The 16,254-nt window shown below is 69.4% G+C and carries 10 protein-coding genes; 4 read left to right on the forward strand and 6 right to left on the reverse strand.

Annotated elements, in window-relative coordinates; genetic code table 11:
* The 4 genes from VFG40_RS13225 to VFG40_RS13240 form a co-directional block, all read left to right on the forward strand.
* Positions 1 to 1,283, forward strand: a 1,283-nt coding sequence (locus VFG40_RS13225) for a glycosyltransferase family 2 protein (protein WP_324898227.1), incomplete at its 5' end; no start/stop codon positions are given.
* Positions 1,284 to 1,374: 91 nt separating this feature from the next.
* Positions 1,375 to 3,135 (forward strand): autotransporter assembly complex protein TamA, encoded by a 1,761-nt coding sequence (locus VFG40_RS13230; protein ID WP_324898229.1) that lies wholly within the window; start codon positions 1,375 to 1,377, stop codon positions 3,133 to 3,135.
* Positions 3,136 to 3,145: 10 nt separating this feature from the next.
* The gene (locus VFG40_RS13235; RefSeq protein ID WP_324898231.1) at positions 3,146 to 6,931 is read left to right on the forward strand and encodes a translocation/assembly module TamB domain-containing protein; all 3,786 of its coding nucleotides are present in this window, start codon (positions 3,146 to 3,148) and stop codon (positions 6,929 to 6,931) included.
* An 88-nt stretch (positions 6,932 to 7,019) separates the two neighbouring features.
* A complete protein-coding gene (locus VFG40_RS13240; protein ID WP_324898233.1) occupies positions 7,020 to 9,143 on the forward strand; it encodes a M13 family metallopeptidase in 2,124 nt (707 codons plus the stop codon).
* Positions 9,144 to 9,274: 131 nt separating this feature from the next.
* On the opposite strand, the gene VFG40_RS13245 is transcribed toward VFG40_RS13240, so the two are convergent.
* The 6 genes from VFG40_RS13245 to VFG40_RS13270 all read right to left on the reverse strand — a co-directional run.
* Positions 9,275 to 9,643 (reverse strand): hypothetical protein, encoded by a 369-nt coding sequence (locus tag VFG40_RS13245; RefSeq protein ID WP_324898236.1) that lies wholly within the window; start codon positions 9,641 to 9,643, stop codon positions 9,275 to 9,277.
* Entirely contained in the window at positions 9,627 to 10,391 is a 765-nt protein-coding gene (locus VFG40_RS13250) for a class I SAM-dependent methyltransferase (protein ID WP_324898237.1), read from the reverse strand. The genes VFG40_RS13245 and VFG40_RS13250 overlap by 17 nt, the downstream gene beginning before the upstream one ends.
* Positions 10,372 to 11,727, reverse strand: a complete 1,356-nt coding sequence (gene murD, locus VFG40_RS13255; protein WP_324898239.1) for a UDP-N-acetylmuramoyl-L-alanine--D-glutamate ligase — start codon at positions 11,725 to 11,727, stop codon at positions 10,372 to 10,374. Before murD ends, VFG40_RS13250 begins: the two co-directional genes overlap by 20 nt.
* A gap of 108 nt (positions 11,728 to 11,835) precedes the next feature.
* Positions 11,836 to 13,179: a UDP-N-acetyl-alpha-D-muramoyl-L-alanyl-L-glutamate epimerase gene (gene murL / locus VFG40_RS13260; protein WP_324898242.1), complete on the reverse strand. Its 1,344-nt coding sequence runs from the start codon at positions 13,177 to 13,179 to the stop codon at positions 11,836 to 11,838.
* Between the two features lie 102 nt (positions 13,180 to 13,281).
* Complete coding sequence (locus tag VFG40_RS13265; protein WP_324898244.1) at positions 13,282 to 15,909, reverse strand: bifunctional aspartate kinase/diaminopimelate decarboxylase; 2,628 nt, start codon at positions 15,907 to 15,909, stop codon at positions 13,282 to 13,284.
* Between the two features lie 117 nt (positions 15,910 to 16,026).
* Positions 16,027 to 16,254 (reverse strand): hypothetical protein (locus VFG40_RS13270; protein ID WP_324898246.1); only part of this gene is annotated, 228 nt, incomplete at its 5' end.

Below are 16,254 nucleotides of genomic sequence, written 5' to 3' on the forward strand. Positions count from 1 at the left end.
ACAACGAGCCGCCGGAGATGGTGATCGCCACGCTCGATTCGCTGGCCGCGCTCGACTACCACAACTTCGAAGTGCTGGTGCTGGACAACAACACCAAGAACGAGGACGTGTGGAAACCGGTGCAGGCGTACTGCGAAAAGCTCGGCCCGCACTTCCGCTTCTACCATCTCGACCCGTGGCCGGGCTTCAAGGCCGGCGCACTGAATTTCGGCCTGAAGGAAACCGATGCGCGCGCGCAGGTGATCGCCGCGATCGATGCCGACTACGTGGTGCGCACCGACTGGCTGTCGGCGCTGACCGGCTATTTCCATGATCCGAAGATCGCCGTCGTGCAATGTCCGCAGGCGCACCGCGAGTGGGAGCACAACGCATTCCGGCGCATGACCAGCTGGGAATCCGACGGATTCTTCCGGATCGGCATGCACCACCGCAACGAGCGCAACGCGATCATCCAGCACGGCACCATGACGATGGTGCGGCGCTCGGCGCTAGAAGGCACCGGCGGCTGGTCGGAGTGGACCATCTGCGAGGACGCCGAGCTCGGCCTGCGCCTGATGCACGCCGGCTACGAGCTGGTCTACGTCGACGAGCTGATGGGCAAGGGCCTGACCCCCGCCGACTTCAAGGCGTACAAGAGCCAGCGCTACCGCTGGGCGTTCGGCGCCATGCAGATCCTCAAGGGCCGCTGGAGCTGGATGGTCAGGAAGGGACCGCTGTCGGCCGGCCAGCGCTTCCACTTCCTCACCGGCTGGTTCAGCTGGTTTGCCGACGCGCTGCATCTGATCTTCACCCTGATGGCGCTGTTCTGGACCGCCGGCATGGTGGCGTTCCCGCAGTATTTCGCCTTGCCGATGCAGCTGTTCCTGATCCCGGTGATCGGCTTCTTCTTCGCCAAGGCGATCTTCGGCATCGTGCTTTATCGCGCCCGCGTCCCGTGCAGCTGGTACGACACGCTGATGGCCTCGCTGGCCAGCATGAGCCTCAGCCACGCGATCGCCCGCGGCATCCTGCACGGCCTCACCCGTGAAAAGACCTCGTTCGTGGTCACCGCCAAGAGCCGCCGCCTGGGCGAATCGGGTTTCGCCGCGTTCGCCCCGGTGCGCGAGGAACTGCTGATGGCGTTCGCGCTGGTGTGCTGCATCGTCGCCATGGCGATGGCCTACGGGACGCGTTACATCGAGGGCACGTTGTGGATGTTCATCCTCGGCGCGCAGTCGATCCCCTACTTCTCGGCCGTGGTCGGTGCGTGGATCGCGCACAAGGCGGGCGACAAGGCCGGCTGAGGCAGGCGCGTCGGCCGCTTTCATAAGCCGCCGACGTTTGCCCAGCTAGAGTTGTCGCCGTTCCCTTCTTTCCCCAGGAAATCCCGCCCCGATGCGCCGCCTGCTCCGACGCCTGAGCGCCGTGCTCGCCCTGCTGCCCATGCTGGCGCACGCGGGCGTGACGCTGGTGGTCGACGGGGTGAACGAGGAGCTCAAGAACGCCGTGCGGGCGAACCTGGAGCTGGCGCAGTACGCGGATCGCAACGTCAGCGATGCGCAGATGCGCCGGCTGTACGAGCACGCGCCGGAGCAGGTGCAGGACGCGCTGCGGCCCTACGGCTACTACGATGCCACGATCGATGGCGAGCTCGACCAGGTCGGCAACGACTGGCGCGTCACGCTGCACGTCGCCCCCGGCGAGCCGGTGAAGGTGACCGCGGTCGAGCTGAAGCTGGGCGAGCAGGCCACCGCGATCGCACCGATCCGCCGCGCGAGCCGGGCGATCGAGCGGCTCAAGGGGCAGCAACTGAACGACGGCGTGTACAGCGCGGCCCGCGAGGCGTTGAGCGCCCAGCTGACCTCGCATGGGTTCCTCGGCGCCAAGCTGGTGACGCATCGGGTGGAGGTCACCCGCGCGGACCACAGTGCGGTGATCAAGCTGGCGTGGGACGCAGGCCCGCGCTACCGCTTCGGCCAGGTGCATTTCGAGGGCTCGCAGTTCCGCGAGGGCTTCCTCGACCGCTACGTTCCGTTCCAGCCGGGCGACTACTTCTCGCAAGACCAACTGCTCGATCTGCAGCAGGCGCTCAACGGCGCCGACTATTTCTCGGTGGTCAACGTGCTGCCCGACGTGGACGACGCGCGCGACGGCACGGTCACGGTGAACGTGCAGCTCGTGCCGGCGCCGCGCACGATCTACACCGGCGGGCCGTTCATCGGCACCGATACCGGCTTCGGCCTGCGCGGCGGCATCGAGAAGCGCTGGGTCAACGACCGGGGCCATACCTGGAAGAACGAGCTGGTGGTGGCGCAGCGACTGAAGACGCTGTCGACGCTCTACGCGATCCCGCTGCCGGGCCACAACCAGCGCAGCCTCAATTTCGGTGCGAATTTCCGCGACGCCGACACCACCACCTCGCAATCGCGCACGCTGGAGCTGGTCGGCAACGAGACGCGCCTGTGGCACGGCTGGACCCGCTCGCTGGGCGCGCATGCGCTGATCGGCACGTTCACCGTGGGCAAGCGTGGCAACGAGCCGGACAACGCCCCCGGGATCGAACACGGCCGCAGCCAGCTGCTGTTCGCCGAGGCGGCGTTGGCACGCAAGCATGGCGACAACCCCACGTTCGTGCGCAGGGGCTGGTCGCTAAGCGTGGCCGCGCGCAGCACCGCCGGTTCGCTGCTGTCGGACACCCGGTTCACCCAGTTGCTGGTCGACGCCAAGTGGATCCGCGCCTTCAAGGGCCGCAACCGGTTGATCCTGCGCGGCAGCGCCGGCGTCACCTCCACCGGCGACTTCAGCGCGCTGCCGCCGCAGCTGCGCTTCTTCGCCGGCGGCGACCGCTCGGTGCGCGGGTACGGTTTCCAGTCGATCGGGCCGAAGAACAGCTTCGGTCGCGTGATTGGCGGGCGCAACCTGCTGGTGGCCAGCACCGAGGTGGAGCACTACTTCACGAAGAACTGGGGCATGGCCGCGTTCGTCGACGCCGGCAACGCGTTCAACGGCACCGACTACCGCCCCAGGATCGGCGCGGGCCTGGGCGTACGCTGGCTGTCGCCGGTGGGCATGATCCGGGTCGACGTGGGCACGCCCGTGCACAACCCGGATCGCCACGGCATCGAGCTGCACGTCGTGATCGGGCCGGACCTGTGAGGAGGCGCCGATGACTCCCGCCACCGCTCCCGGGCAGACCCCACGCCGACGCCGCTGGCTGCGGCCACTGTTGCTGACCGTGCTGGTGCTGGTGGTGGTGCTGGCCGGCGCATGCTTCTGGCTGCTGGGCACCGGCAGCGGACTGCGCTTCGCGCTGGCGCGGGCGCAGGCCGCTACCGGCGGCGCGCTCAGCGTGGGCCAGGCCCGCGGCCGGCTGGTCGGCCCGCTGACCCTGCGCAACGTGCGCTACCACCCCGCCGGGGGCGCGGATGTGCGCATCGACCAGGCGCAGGCCGAGCTCGCATTCTGGCCGCTGCTGCGCCAGCGGCTGCACGTGCTCGAACTGACCGCATCGGGCATCACCGTGGCGTTGCCGCCGCCCAGTGCCACTGACGACAACGGCGCGGGTCTGAGCCTGCAGCCGCCGCTGGACATCGTGCTCGACCACGTGGATATCGGCAGCGTACGGATTACCCGGGATGGCGCACCGGTGTTCGCCTCCGACCACCTCACCCTGGCCGGCGCGTGGACCGCCGACGGCATCCGCGTGCGCCAGCTGCAACTGCGCGGCCCGGACGGCCACGTGTCGCTGCACGGCACGCTGGCGGCCGGCGGCGACTACCGCGGCGATGGCAGCGCCGAGTTCGCCTGGACCGTGGGTGACACCACCTACGCCGGCACCGCCCAGGGCGACAGCGACGGCCGCAATGCAACCTTCAAGCTTGCCCTGAGCCAGCCCACGGCATCGGCGCTGACGCTGCAACTGACCCAGTCCGGCGACTACCCCTGGCGCGCCGACCTGGAAGTGCCGAGGTTCAATCCCGAGCCGCTGCTGGGGCCCGGCTCGATCCGGGCACTGGCCGCATCGCTGCACGGCCGCGGCGACCACCGCGGTGGCCGCATCGAAGGGCAGCTGGCGATCAACGACTACACGCTGAAGCTGGCGCCTTTGCGGGCGCACTTCTCGGACAACTTCGACGCCCTGCAGCTCGAACAGCTGACCGTGACCTCGCCGCAGGTGCCCGGCCAACTGCAGGCGAGCGGGCTGATCCATCTGGATGCCGCGCCGACCCGCGCCGAACTGGATCTGCGCTGGTCGGGGGTGGAGCTGCCCAGTGCGCTGGTCGGCCAGACCCTGGCCACCGATGGCCAGTTGACCGCCAAGGGCAGCACCGAGCGCTTCCATGCGGCCGGCGATCTCACCGTGGGGCCACCGGACCAGCCGGCGCATCTGAGCGTGGATCTCGACGGCACGCCGCAGCAGATCGCCCTGCACACGCTCGACCTCACCCAGCCAGAGGGTGGCCTGCAGGCACACGGCACGCTGACGCTGAAACCCGCGCTGGCGTGGCAACTCGACGCCACCGCCGACGATTTCGATCCCGGCCGCCTGCTCGCCGGGTGGGACGGCAAGCTGGATGCCGACCTCTCCACCCGCGGCGAGCGGCAACCGGCCGGCGTCGATGCCACGCTCGAGCTGCGCACGCTCAAGGGCCGCTTGCGCCAGCGCCAGGTGCGCGGCCACGGCACGCTGCACCTGTCACCGGCGCAGGTGGTCGACGGCACGCTGGAGCTCGCCTCTGGCGGCAGCACGGTCAGCCTGAAGGCCCAGCCGGGTGCCACCAACGACGCCGACGTGCAGCTGGCGATCCGGTCGCTGGCGGACTGGCTGCCCGATGCCGGCGGACGTCTGGAAGGCCATCTGCACATCGGCGGCAAGCCGCCCGCACTGAGCGTCAACGGCACGCTGCAGGGCAGCCGGCTGAGCTGGCAGCAGCAGAAGGTGGAGGCATTGCACGTCATCGTGGGGGTGCCCGACATCAGTCACCCCAGCGGCAAGCTGGCGATCGACGCACGCGGCGTGCTCGCCGCCGGGCTGGCCTTCAGTGAGATCCACGCCCTGGCCGAAGGCAGCCGGCCGCAGCACCGTGTCACCCTGGACGCGAACGGCAGCCAGCTCTCGGCCGCGCTCGCCGTGGACGGATCGTTCAAGAACGACGCCTGGAGCGGCACGCTCTCCACCCTCACGCTGGATCCGCAGGGCCTGCCGCGCTGGCGGCTCCAGCAGGACACGGCCTTGAGCTACCGCGACGGCACCGCCCGGCTGGGCGAACTGTGCCTGACGGCAGGCGATCCGCTGCTGTGCGTGCAGGGCAGCCAGAGCACCGGCGGGGGTCTGGAAGGCGCCTACCGCCTGCGCGCGCTGCCGCTGGCGCTGGTGATGAACGCGGCCGGGCTGTCCGACCTGCCGCTGCGCGTGGACGGTACGATCGAGGGCGACGGCAAGCTCCGCCGCAGTGCCAAGGGCGTGCTCGGCGGGAGCGCGACGATCCGCGCCGACCAAGGCAGCGTGAGCTACACCGACCGTCCCGCCCAGCCGCTGCTGAGCTATCGCGACCTGCGTCTGCAGGCCGAGCTGGCGCCGGAGCGGCAGCACCTGACCGTGCACGGCGAGCTCGACCATGGCGGCCTGCTGGACGGCGAGGTCACCGCCAGCGGCGACAGCGGGTCGCTCGACGGCAACATCAACCTGCGCCTGGGCACGCTGGCGTTCGTGGAGTTGTTCACCAGCGAGCTGGCCAACGTCGAGGGCGCCGCGCAGGGCAACCTGCGCATCGGCGGCACGCTGGACCAGCCGGTGGTCACGGGCGACGCCACGGTGACCGGCTTCGCCGCCGAGGTGCCGTCGGCGGGCCTCGCCCTCACCGGCGGCAAGCTCAGCCTCGCCACCGACGACGCACAGACCTTCCGCGTCGATGGCCGGGTCGACAGCGGCAAGGGCTCGCTCGCCATCGGCGGCACCGCCGGGCTGGGCAGTGCCGCGGCGACCACACTCACCGTCAAGGGCGACGCGTTCACCGCGGTAGACATTCCCGCCGCCCGCGTGGTGATGTCGCCGAACCTGGTGATCCGCCAGAGCGACACCGGCATCGACGTTACCGGCCGGGTGGCGCTGGACAGCGCGGATGTCGACGTGTCGCGCCTGCCCGGCGCCGGCGCCACCAAGGCCTCGCCAGACATCGTCGTGGTGGATGAAAAACAGCAGCAGGCCGCGCAGCAGAAGCTGCCGATCAGCGCCACCGTGGCGGTTGACCTGGGCAAGCGCACGCACGTGATCGGCCTGGGCCTGGACGGCAACCTGCGCGGCCAGCTGGTGGTGACCGAACGCCCCGGCCGGGTGACGACCGCGCAGGGCCAGGTGGATGTCAGCGGCACCTACCGTGCCTACGGCCAGAACCTCACCATCGAGCAGGGCCAGCTGCTTTACGCCAGCACGCCGGTGGACAACCCGCGGCTGGACATCCGCGCCGTGCGCAAGCTCAACCCCAACGCCACGGTGGACGAGGGGCAGAAGGTCGGCCTCTACATCTCCGGCACTGCACAGCGTCCGGTACTGACAGTGTTCTCCACGCCGGTGATGGAGCAGTCCGACGCGCTGTCGTACCTGATCACCGGCAAGCCGTTGTCGGAGGTCAAGGGCGGCGAAGGCTCGCTGGTCAATTCCGCGGCCCAGGCACTGGGTTCGGCCGGCGGCGACCTGCTCGCCAAGCGCATCGGCGCGCAGCTGGGCGTGGACGACATCGGCGTGTCCAGCAACGAGGCGCTCGGCGGCAGCTCGGCATTCACCGTGGGCAAGTACCTCTCGCCGCGGCTGTACCTGAGCTACGGCGTGGGCCTGTTCGAACCCGGCCAGGTGATTACCCTGCGCTACCGGCTCAGCAAGCGCTGGAACTTCGAGGCGCAGAACGCCACCGATTTCAGCCGCGCCAGTTTCAACTACCGGCTGGAGCGCTGAGCGCGAGGCACACACCTGTCGATGGTCATGCTGCATGCGTGGCGGGGCAGCGCTAAGGTGGGCGACTTTCCTCAGCCGGAGCCCCGCCATGACCCCAGCGCGCTGGATCCTCGCCGCCGCCGTGTGCACCGCCCTCGCCGCCTGCGGCGGATCGCACGACGCCGACACCGCCGCCGACCGGCCGGCCGCCGCCAGCACCGCAGCCCGGGCGCCGGCCGCGTCGGCTGCCGCCGCCACGGCTTCTGGCGTGGACCTCGCCGGCATGGATACCGCGGTCAGGCCGGGCGACAACTTCTTCGACTACGCCAACGGCACCTGGCTGAAGAACACGCCGATCCCCGATGACCGCTCCAGCACCGGCGCCTTCCTCAAGCTTTACGAAACCGCACAGAAGCGCACCGCCGAGCTGATCGAGCAGGCCGGCAAGGGCAACCCGGCCGAAGGTTCGCGCGAACGCAAGATCGCCGACTACTACGCCGCCTACATGAATACCGATGCGATCGAGAAGGCCGGCCTGCAGCCGCTGCAGCCGCAGCTGTCGGCGATCGACGCGATCGCGTCGCGCGGGGATCTGTCCCGGGTGCTGGGCAGCCGCCTGCGGGCCGACGTGGACCCGATCAACGCCACCGACTTCCATACCGACCACCTGTTCGGCCTGTTCGTCACCCAGGGCCTGGAAGACCCCTCGCAGAACATCGCCTACCTGCTTCAGGGCGGCCTGAGCATGCCCAGCCGCGACTACTACCTGTCCGACGATGCCGCCATGAAGAAGGCACGCGACAAGTACCGCGAGTACGTCACCGCCGTGTTCAGGCAGACCGGTTCGAAAGACCCGGCCGCCGAGGCCGGCGCCGTGCTGGATCTGGAAACGAAGATCGCCAAGGCCCAGACCAGCCTGGTCGACAGCCAGGACGTGCACAAGGCGAACAACCTCTGGAGCACGGCCGACTTCGCCAAGAAGGCCCCGGGCATCGACTGGAGCGCATACTTCGACGCCGCCGGCCTGGCCGACCTCAAGCAGGTGGACGTGTGGCAGCCCGAGGCCGTCGCCGGCCTGTCGAAACTGGTTGCCAGCGAGCCGCTGTCGGCCTGGAAGACCCTGCTGCGCTTCCACACGATGGACCGCTACGCCGGGCTGCTGCCCAAGGCGTACGCCGACCTGCACTTCGACTTCCACGCGCGCACGCTGATGGGCGTGCCGAAAGATCAGCCGCGGCAGAAGAATGCGGTGGACATCACCAGCAACGACCTGGGCGACACGGTGGGCCAGCTCTACGTCAAGCAGTACTTTCCGGCCTCGTCCAAGGCCGAGGTCGAGACGATGGTGAAGAACATCGTCAACGCGTTCGACCAGCGGATCGACTCGCTCGACTGGATGGCTCCGGAAACCCGCGCTCGCGCGCACGAGAAGATCGCCACGCTGCGCGTGAGCGTGGGCTACCCCGATACCTGGCGCGACGACAGCACGCTGGTGATCAAGCCCGACGATGTCCTGGGCAACCGCATGCGGGCGGAGACGTTCGAATACGAGCACCAGAAATCCAAGATCGGCCAGCCGGTCGATCGCGGCGAGTGGTGGATGACCCCGCAGACGGTCAACGCGGTGAACCTGCCGCTGCAGAACGCGCTGAACTTCCCCGCGGCCATCCTGGGCGCGCCGTTCTTCGATCCGAAAGCCGACGCGGCTGCCAACTACGGCTCCATCGGCGCGGTGATCGGCCACGAGATCAGCCACAGCTTCGACAACACCGGCGCGGAGTTCGACGCGCAGGGCAAGCTGGCCAACTGGTGGACGCCGGCCGACCTCGAGCACTTCCAGGCGGCGAGCGAGCGGCTGGTCAAGCAGTACGACCAGTACGAAGCCCTGCCGGGCCTGCACGTGAGCGGCGAGCAGACGCTGGGCGAAAACATCGCCGACATCTCAGGCCTCACCGCGGCGCTGGCGGCCTACCATGCCTCGCTCGGCGGCAAGCCGGCGCCGGTCATCGACGGCCTCACCGGCGACCAGCGCTTCTTCATCGCCTTCGGCCAGACCTGGCGCTCGAAAGCGCGCGACGCTGCGGTCCGCCAGCGCATCAACACCGACGTGCACGCCCCGGCACCGTTCCGCGCCGAGACCGTGCGCAACATGGACGACTGGTACAAGGCGTTCGAGGTGAAGCCGGACGCGAAGCTGTATCTCGATCCGCAGCAGCGGGTGAAGATCTGGTAAGCCGACTCGGCAGGTAACCTCTGCAGGGCGCGGTGGATATCACCGCGCCCTTCTCGTTTGTCCGCGTCGCCGTGCCAGCGCGTGCAGCGGGCAGCATACCGACTGCGTGCAACCGGGCATCAGGTCGCTGGCTACGGAGAGCGGATCCTCAGAATGACGTCGCCGGATTCGGCGTCGAACAGCCGGTCGATGACGAAGACCGCACCGGGAAAGTAAGCGTGGATCATGGCCGTCCATATTCTCTCCAGAGCCGACAGGATCCTGGCCACCGCGGGGTCCTGGTCCGCCCCGTCGTCGCCGACCATGGCCGAAATGAATCCGTCCACCGGCACCAGATTCATCCAGCGCTGCGCTTCGCCGGCGGACGCATAGGTGGACACTTCCGACTGCACGGCCTCACGGCCTGCGCCCCGTCGGGCGACGAAGAGCATCCCATCCAGTTCAACCAGTGCAGGCGTGAGGTGCTCGCGCCACGCCGCAAGGTCATCCGGCGTCATCATGCCGTTCCTCCACTATCGGGCCCGTGACCGCGGCTAGCCCCGCTGCCATTTCGGGCCCGCTTGTCCCGTTCGGCGCCTGCCGCGGCGCCATCGTGCCTTTGCGGACCAGCGCGACCCGTCGACCGAGGCTTTCGACTGACCAGCCGAACCTCCCGGCGATCCAGCCCAGCGAACGCTCCGAGTGGAATCCCACGTGAGTGGGATCGCGGTGGTAGTGCCAGCGCGGAAAGTCGGCCAGCGGCGGGCGCAGCTCGGTCATCAGGCCGAGCCAGCCGCCAGGCCGGAGCATGGCGTCAATGCAGGCCAGATCGCGCAGTGGATCATGCATGTGCTCGAGCACTTCGGTGCAGGTGACGAAGTCGTAGTGCGCCGCGAGGCGTGACTCGTCCGGCGCGAAGAACGGGTCGTAGCCGACGGTGGGAAAGCCCGCGTCGGTGAGCATGAGCGCCAGCGCCGGTGCTGCGCCGCAGCCGTAGTCCAGACCTCGCGCACCCGGCGAAAGACGGGCGATCAGCGGATCGGCGAGCTGACTGAGGAAGCGCCGGTAGCCCGGGTCATCGATGCGATTGTCGTGCGTGCCGTAGTAGGCACGCTCGGCATCGGCATCAAGCCAGGTCGAGCGATCGCGGCTGACCAGATCGCACTGCGCACAGCCCCGGTAGACACCCGTGGTTTCCCTCCAGGGCGTACCACTCGCCGCCCCGCACAGCGGGCAGGCGGCGGACGCCTCAGCGGATGCCGAGGCCATCGATGCCGGTGGCGTCGGCGGCGAAGCCGGCCAGGGTGGCGAAGCGGCGGCCGCGCTCGGCGTAGTCCTTGAACTGGTCGAAGCTCGGTGCGCCGGGCGACATCAGCACCACGCCGCCCTCGGGCGTGCATGCGCGCGCCTCGGCCACCGCCGCGGCGAGATCCGTCACGCGCGGCACCGGGCAGCTCACGCCGCCCGCGCGCAGCGACGCCTCGATGCGCGCACCGTTCGCTCCCATGCACACGATCGCCTGCGGCGGATGCGCCCGCACGTGTTCGACGAACGGCGCCCAGTCCACGCCGCGGTCATAACCACCCACCAGCACGCTGACGTCGCGACCGGCCAGGCTCTCAAGTGCCGCGACCACCGCCGCCGGCGTGGTGGCGATGGAGTCGTTGATCCAGTCCAGCCCGTCCTGCCGCCCCAGCGGTTGCAGGCGGTGCGGCAGCGGGCGGAACGTGGCCAGCGCGGGCGCCGCGGCCAGCGCGTCGTAGCCGAGCAGCTCCAGCGCCGCCAGCGCGGCGCTGGCATTGAGCGCGTTGTGCAGACCAGGCACGCCGAGCTGCGCTACCGGGAACACGTCGCGATCACCACGGCGAATGAAGCCGCTCGCCACGTGCCAGCCGGCGGCGTCACCAAACACGCTTCGCTGCGGATGCGCCGCCGTCAGCGCCATCAGGTTCGCCTGCTGGCCGTTCACCAGCAGCGTGCGCGCCACCTCGCCCAGCCTGAGCTTGTCCGCCACGTAGCGCTCGCGCGAGCCGTGCCAGTCCAGGTGCTCCTCGTACAGGCTGGTGACTACCGCCAGCTCGAGCGGGCCGGCTTCGCCGGTCTGGAAACTCGACAACTCGATCGCCCACAGCTCGGCCGGTTGCCCCTGCAGTTCCAGCAGCGGCAGGCCGATGTTGCCGGCCAGCGCGGTACGGACGCCCAAGGACCGCGCCAGATGCGCGAGCAGCGCGGTGGTAGTGCTCTTGCCTTTGGTGCCGGTCACCGCGACCACGTGGGCGCCAGGGTTCTCGCCAAACCACAGCGCGGTGCCCGAGGTGAACACGGTGCCCTGCGCTTGCGCGGCGACAACGGCCGGCTTGTAGATCGAGATGCCCGGCGACTTCACCACCACGTCGTACGCCGAAAGCGCCGCTGCGTCCGGCTCGTTGCCATACACGGCCAGCGCCGGATCGAATGCCTGCGCGTGGGCGACTTCGCCCTCGCTGCAATACAGGGCTAGCGGCAGCGCCGGCAGCTCAGCGCGGATCGCGGTGATCGCTGCGCGTCCCTCCCGGCCGAAGCCCCAGACGGCGACGCGCTGGTTGGCGAGATCAGCGATACGCACTGTCACCCCCTGTTGGAGCCCGCTCGCGGGCGATGCCCCTGACTTTGATGGTGATCCGGAGCGAAGGCATCGCCCGCAAGCGGGCTCCTACAGGGGCACGGTGGCGCATCAACCGATCGCCGCCAGCGCGGCCTGCAGGCGGGCCGGCACGCGGTGCTCGCCGGACGGCTGCAACCACGGCTCCAGCGCCAGCTGCGAGGCATCCAGCTGCGGCAGGATCTCGCTGCGGAAACGGGCGACCAGCGCATCCTCGGCCCACTCGGGCCGCTGGCTCAGCGCATACATCGCGGCGCGTGCCTCGGCGCCCTCGCCCACGCATTCGAACGGCTTGTGGTCCTGGTATTCGAGCAGCGCGTCGAAGCCGGCCGCCTGCGACTCGTCGTCCAGCAGGTTGCGGCCGAAGATGGTGAGCAAGCGCGGCTTGGGCAGGAATGGCGCCAGCGCGAGAAAGACGAAATGGCACTTCGGACACTGTGCGCACCAGCGGTCCACGGGCTTAGGACCGAGGATCTTGAAGTTGCGGTTGCAGCTGGAGAAGGCATCGAAGTACGGCGTGAGTCTGGCGAACGCGCGGGTGATCGCCAGCTCCGAATACGGGCGCAGCAGCGAGCAGTAGTCGAGGTCCGCTGCCACGTGGCTGTGCAGCCAGTCCGACAGCAGCGTCTCGAAGGCGTAGCCCTTGCTCCACTGGTGGTTCACCTGCTGGCCGTCGTACTCCAGCGTGGCCGCCGAGGCCGAGCGCTCGTTGGCGAACGCGATGGAATCATGGCCGTAGAGGATCGCCGCCAGCGCCAGGATCGCCGAGTTCACCGCGGTCACCGGGATATGGCCGTTCCACGCACCCAGCCGGTTCAGCTCGAACAGCCCCGGCGCCAGCTCGCGCTGGATGTTCAGCGTCGGCAGGCCGGTGCGTTCGGCGCAGGCCGCGATCAGCGGCGAGTTGCCGACCCACACCGCGGTAGCGTCGCCGCCGATCGACTTGATCGCCTCCACCGCCACCAGCGAATCCTTGCCGCCACCGATCGGTACCAGAGTGCGCTTCGGCAGACCCAGCGCAGGCATCGCCGGCGCGGCCGAACCACCGCGCGGGAAATGGATGCGGCCGCGCAGGTCCAGCCCGTTGCGATAGGCGAACTCGGCCAGGCCGTGCAGGTACAGCGCGTCGAGCAGGTCGGCGGTGGCGTCGTCCAGCGGGCCATCGGCCACCTCGATCTGCGGCGGCACGCCGGCCTTGTAGTAGCTCACGCCGGCAACCAGGTGCAGCAGCTTGAGCGCCACGTCGAACGCGGCCTGCCGCGCTGGCGGCAGCGCCGGGGCAGCGGGAAAGCGGACGCGCTCGACCAGCGGCTCGCCGTCGTCGAAGGCGTAGCTCAGCTCGGCCACGCCATCGGCGTAGCGGGCGTGCAGAAAACGGAACACCTGGGTCAGGCGCGGTTGGATCGGGTGGTTCACATGACTCTCCTCGCCGGCCGCGGCTCGGCGCAAGCGCAGATTCTAACGGCGCTGCCTCCTCGCTGCCCGTCGTTCCACGGGCAGCGAGGAGGCAGAACGCCATCAGTCGAGGATCACTTCCTCGGCGTCCTCACGCAGGTTGTACGGCGAGGACATGACCTTGCCGTAGGCACCGGCCTGCGCGATCAGCACCACGTCGCCCTCGCTGGCCTCGGGCAGCCGGCGGTCGGTGCCGAGCACGTCGCCGCTCTCGCAGATCGGGCCGACCACCTGCACGAGCGCGGTGGCCGGTTCGTCGAGGCGGGTGAGGTTGACGATCTCGTGCCAGGCGTCGTACAGCGCGGGGCGAATCAGGCTGTTCATGCCGGTGTCGACACCGAGGTAGCGCAGCGCGCCCTTGCCCTTCTGCTGGGTGACCTTGGCCAGCAGCACGCCGGCATCGGCCACCAGGTAGCGGCCGGGCTCCATCCACAGCTGGTAGTGCGGGTAGGCCGCCTTCACCTCGCGCAGCACCTTGTCCAGCGCCACCATGTCCAGCCGCGCCTCGCCGGGATGCGAGGGCACGCCGAGGCCGCCGCCGATGTCCAGGAAGGCTACGCTGCCAATGCGCTCGGCCAGGCTCGCCAGCTGCGCGTAGACCTCGCCCCAGTGACCGGCGTCGAGGATGCCCGAGCCCAGGTGCGCATGCAGGCCGCGCACCGTGACGCCATAGCGGTCGGCCAGGCGCAGGAAGGCGTCGAGCTGCTCCACCGGCAGGCCGAACTTGCTGCCGCTGCCGCCGGTGCGCACCTTCTCGTGGTGGCCCAGGCCGCGGCCCAGATCCAGCCGCAGCACGATCTCGCGACCGCGGAAGGTGTCGCCCCAGTGCTCTAGTGGATAGAGCGAATCCAGCGACACGGTGGCCCGCGTGGTCAGCGCCCAGGCGTAGTCCGCGTGCGGTGCGAAGTTGGGCGTGAACAGCAGCGGCGCGCTTTCCGGCACCGCTGCCATCACCGCCTTCAGCTCGCCCGGCGAGACGCACTCGAAGCCGAAGCCTTCCGCGGCGATCGCCTTGAGGATGGCCGGATGCGTATTGGCCTTCACCGCGTAGTGCAGGCGGTCCACCGCGGCCAGCGTCTTCAGCTCGCGCGCCTGAGCGCGCACTGTGGGCAGGTGGTAGACGTAGCGCGGGGTGGCCTCGGCGGCGATCGCCAGCAGGCGCTCGCGTTCGGCCTCGCGCCACCAGGCGGAGGCAGCGGCCGGCGCCTCGCCGCTACCGTACAGCGCCTGCCAGCTGGGGCCGAACAGCGCGCTGTCGTCGGTGCGCAGCGCGCCCGCGCCGATCAGCAGCTCATGCAGGTGCGGCAGCAGCTCGTCGACCACGCTCTCGTCGACGACGAACGTGAGGTTGAGGTTGTTCGACGACTGCGAGATCAGGTGCACCCGCAACTGTCCGAACTCGGCCAGCACGCCGGACAGCGTGTGCAGCATCGAGCGCATGCCGCGGCCGACCAGGGTGATCGCCGCGCACGGCGCGATCACCTTGACCCGGCACACCTTGGCCAGGTCGGCGGCCAGCGCGGCGACGGCGTCGGAATCGAGCAGGTTCTCGGTCGGGTCCAGCGACACGGTGACGTTGGTCTCGGCCGAGCCGATCAGGTCCACCGACAGGCCATGCTGCTTGAATTGAGCGAACACGTCGGCGAGGAAGCCGACCTGCTGCCACATGCCGACCGACTCCATCGATACCAGGGTGATGCCCTTGCGCGCGCTGATCGCCTTCACGCTGGGGGCGTGTTCGCGCACCTCCGGGCCGATCACCGTGCCGTCCAGTTCGGGCCGGTTGGTGTCTTTGATCAGCAGCGGCACGCGCGGCTCGCGCAGCGGCGACAGACACCGTGGGTGCAGCACCTTGGCGCCGGTGGAGGCGATTTCCTGCGCCTCCTCGTAGTCCAGCTTCTGCAGCAGGCGTGCGCCCGACACCTGGCGCGGGTTGGCGGTGAACATGCCGGCCACGTCGGTCCAGATCTCCACCCGCGCCGCCTTCAGCAGCGCGCCGAAGTACGAGGCCGAGGTGTCTGAACCGCCGCGGCCGAGCAGCACCGTGCGCCGCCGGCTGCCTTCGACGTCGGCCTCGCGGGCGATGAAGCCCTGGGTGATGAACACCTCGCCGCGCCCCGCCAGGCGTGCATTGAGCGCCGGATCGGGCCGGGCATCGACCATCGCCGAGAGCAGCCGGGTGCGCTCGTTCTGGTTGGGGAGTGCGATCGCGCTCAGGCACTCGCGTGCGTCGACCCACTCGGTCGGCACGCCGCTGTGGCTGAGGAAGGCCGCGCCCAGCGCGCTGGACATCAGCTCGCCGTGCGCCTGCACCTGCGCCGACCAGGCCAGCTCGCCCAGCTCGGCCGGACCCTTGTCGGCCAGCTCGGCCAACGTGCGCAGCCGTTCGGCCAGCGTCGGCGGCGTCTCCAGCTGCATGTGCGCCAGCAGGTCGTAGTGGCGCTGCGCGATCGCGTCGGCCGCCGCCACCCGTTTCGCCCGATCGCCCTCGCCGCACAGCTGTTTCAGTGCGTCCGTTATGCCGGTCAGCGCGGAGACAACCACCAGCACGCGCGCGCCTTCGGCGCGGCGGCTGGCGACCAGCTCACGGATGTTCTGCCAACGGGGAAGCGTGGCGACGGAGGTGCCGCCGAACTTCATCACGATCCAGGGGGCGTCCGCGGGGAGCGGGGCTTGGGCGGGCGGGGTCACGGGTGGTTGGGCCAGGTGGCGTGGAAGGTTCGCCAGTGTTGCGCTGCGGCAATGTGATTGCAACTGGTCGGCATGTTTGGACGTCTAGACTTCCAAATATTCCATCCGATAGGCTTTTTATGGAACGCCGCCAAGGCCTAACGGGGAAAAAGGTGGCGATATGAGGGCATTGCCTGCGGACTTTAGAAGCAAAGGCGTTTCGTTCGCCTTCGGCGACCGAGTCACTTTCTCTTGGGTCGCCAAGAGAAAGTAACCAAAGAGAAGGCGACCCTCCTCGGCGCTTGCCGGGCTGCGCCCGGCAAGTCCGTGAGCCGCGGCCGGGCTTTTCGACAGTGCATCCATGCA

The sequence above is a fragment of the Dyella sp. genome, assembly GCF_035685805.1.
In the GTDB taxonomy this organism is placed as follows: Bacteria; Pseudomonadota; Gammaproteobacteria; order Xanthomonadales; family Rhodanobacteraceae; genus Dyella_A.

Excerpts from the sequence above, each read along its gene's own strand:
- VFG40_RS13230 (WP_324898229.1), top strand. The coding sequence starts at position 1,375 with ATGCGCCGCCTGCTCCGACGCCTGAGCGCCGTGCTCGCCCTGCTGCCC.
- VFG40_RS13235 (WP_324898231.1), top strand. The coding sequence starts at position 3,146 with ATGACTCCCGCCACCGCTCCCGGGCAGACCCCACGCCGACGCCGCTGG.
- VFG40_RS13240 (WP_324898233.1), top strand. The coding sequence starts at position 7,020 with ATGACCCCAGCGCGCTGGATCCTCGCCGCCGCCGTGTGCACCGCCCTC.
- VFG40_RS13245 (WP_324898236.1), bottom strand. The coding sequence starts at position 9,643 with ATGATGACGCCGGATGACCTTGCGGCGTGGCGCGAGCACCTCACGCCT.
- VFG40_RS13250 (WP_324898237.1), bottom strand. The coding sequence starts at position 10,391 with ATGGCCTCGGCATCCGCTGAGGCGTCCGCCGCCTGCCCGCTGTGCGGG.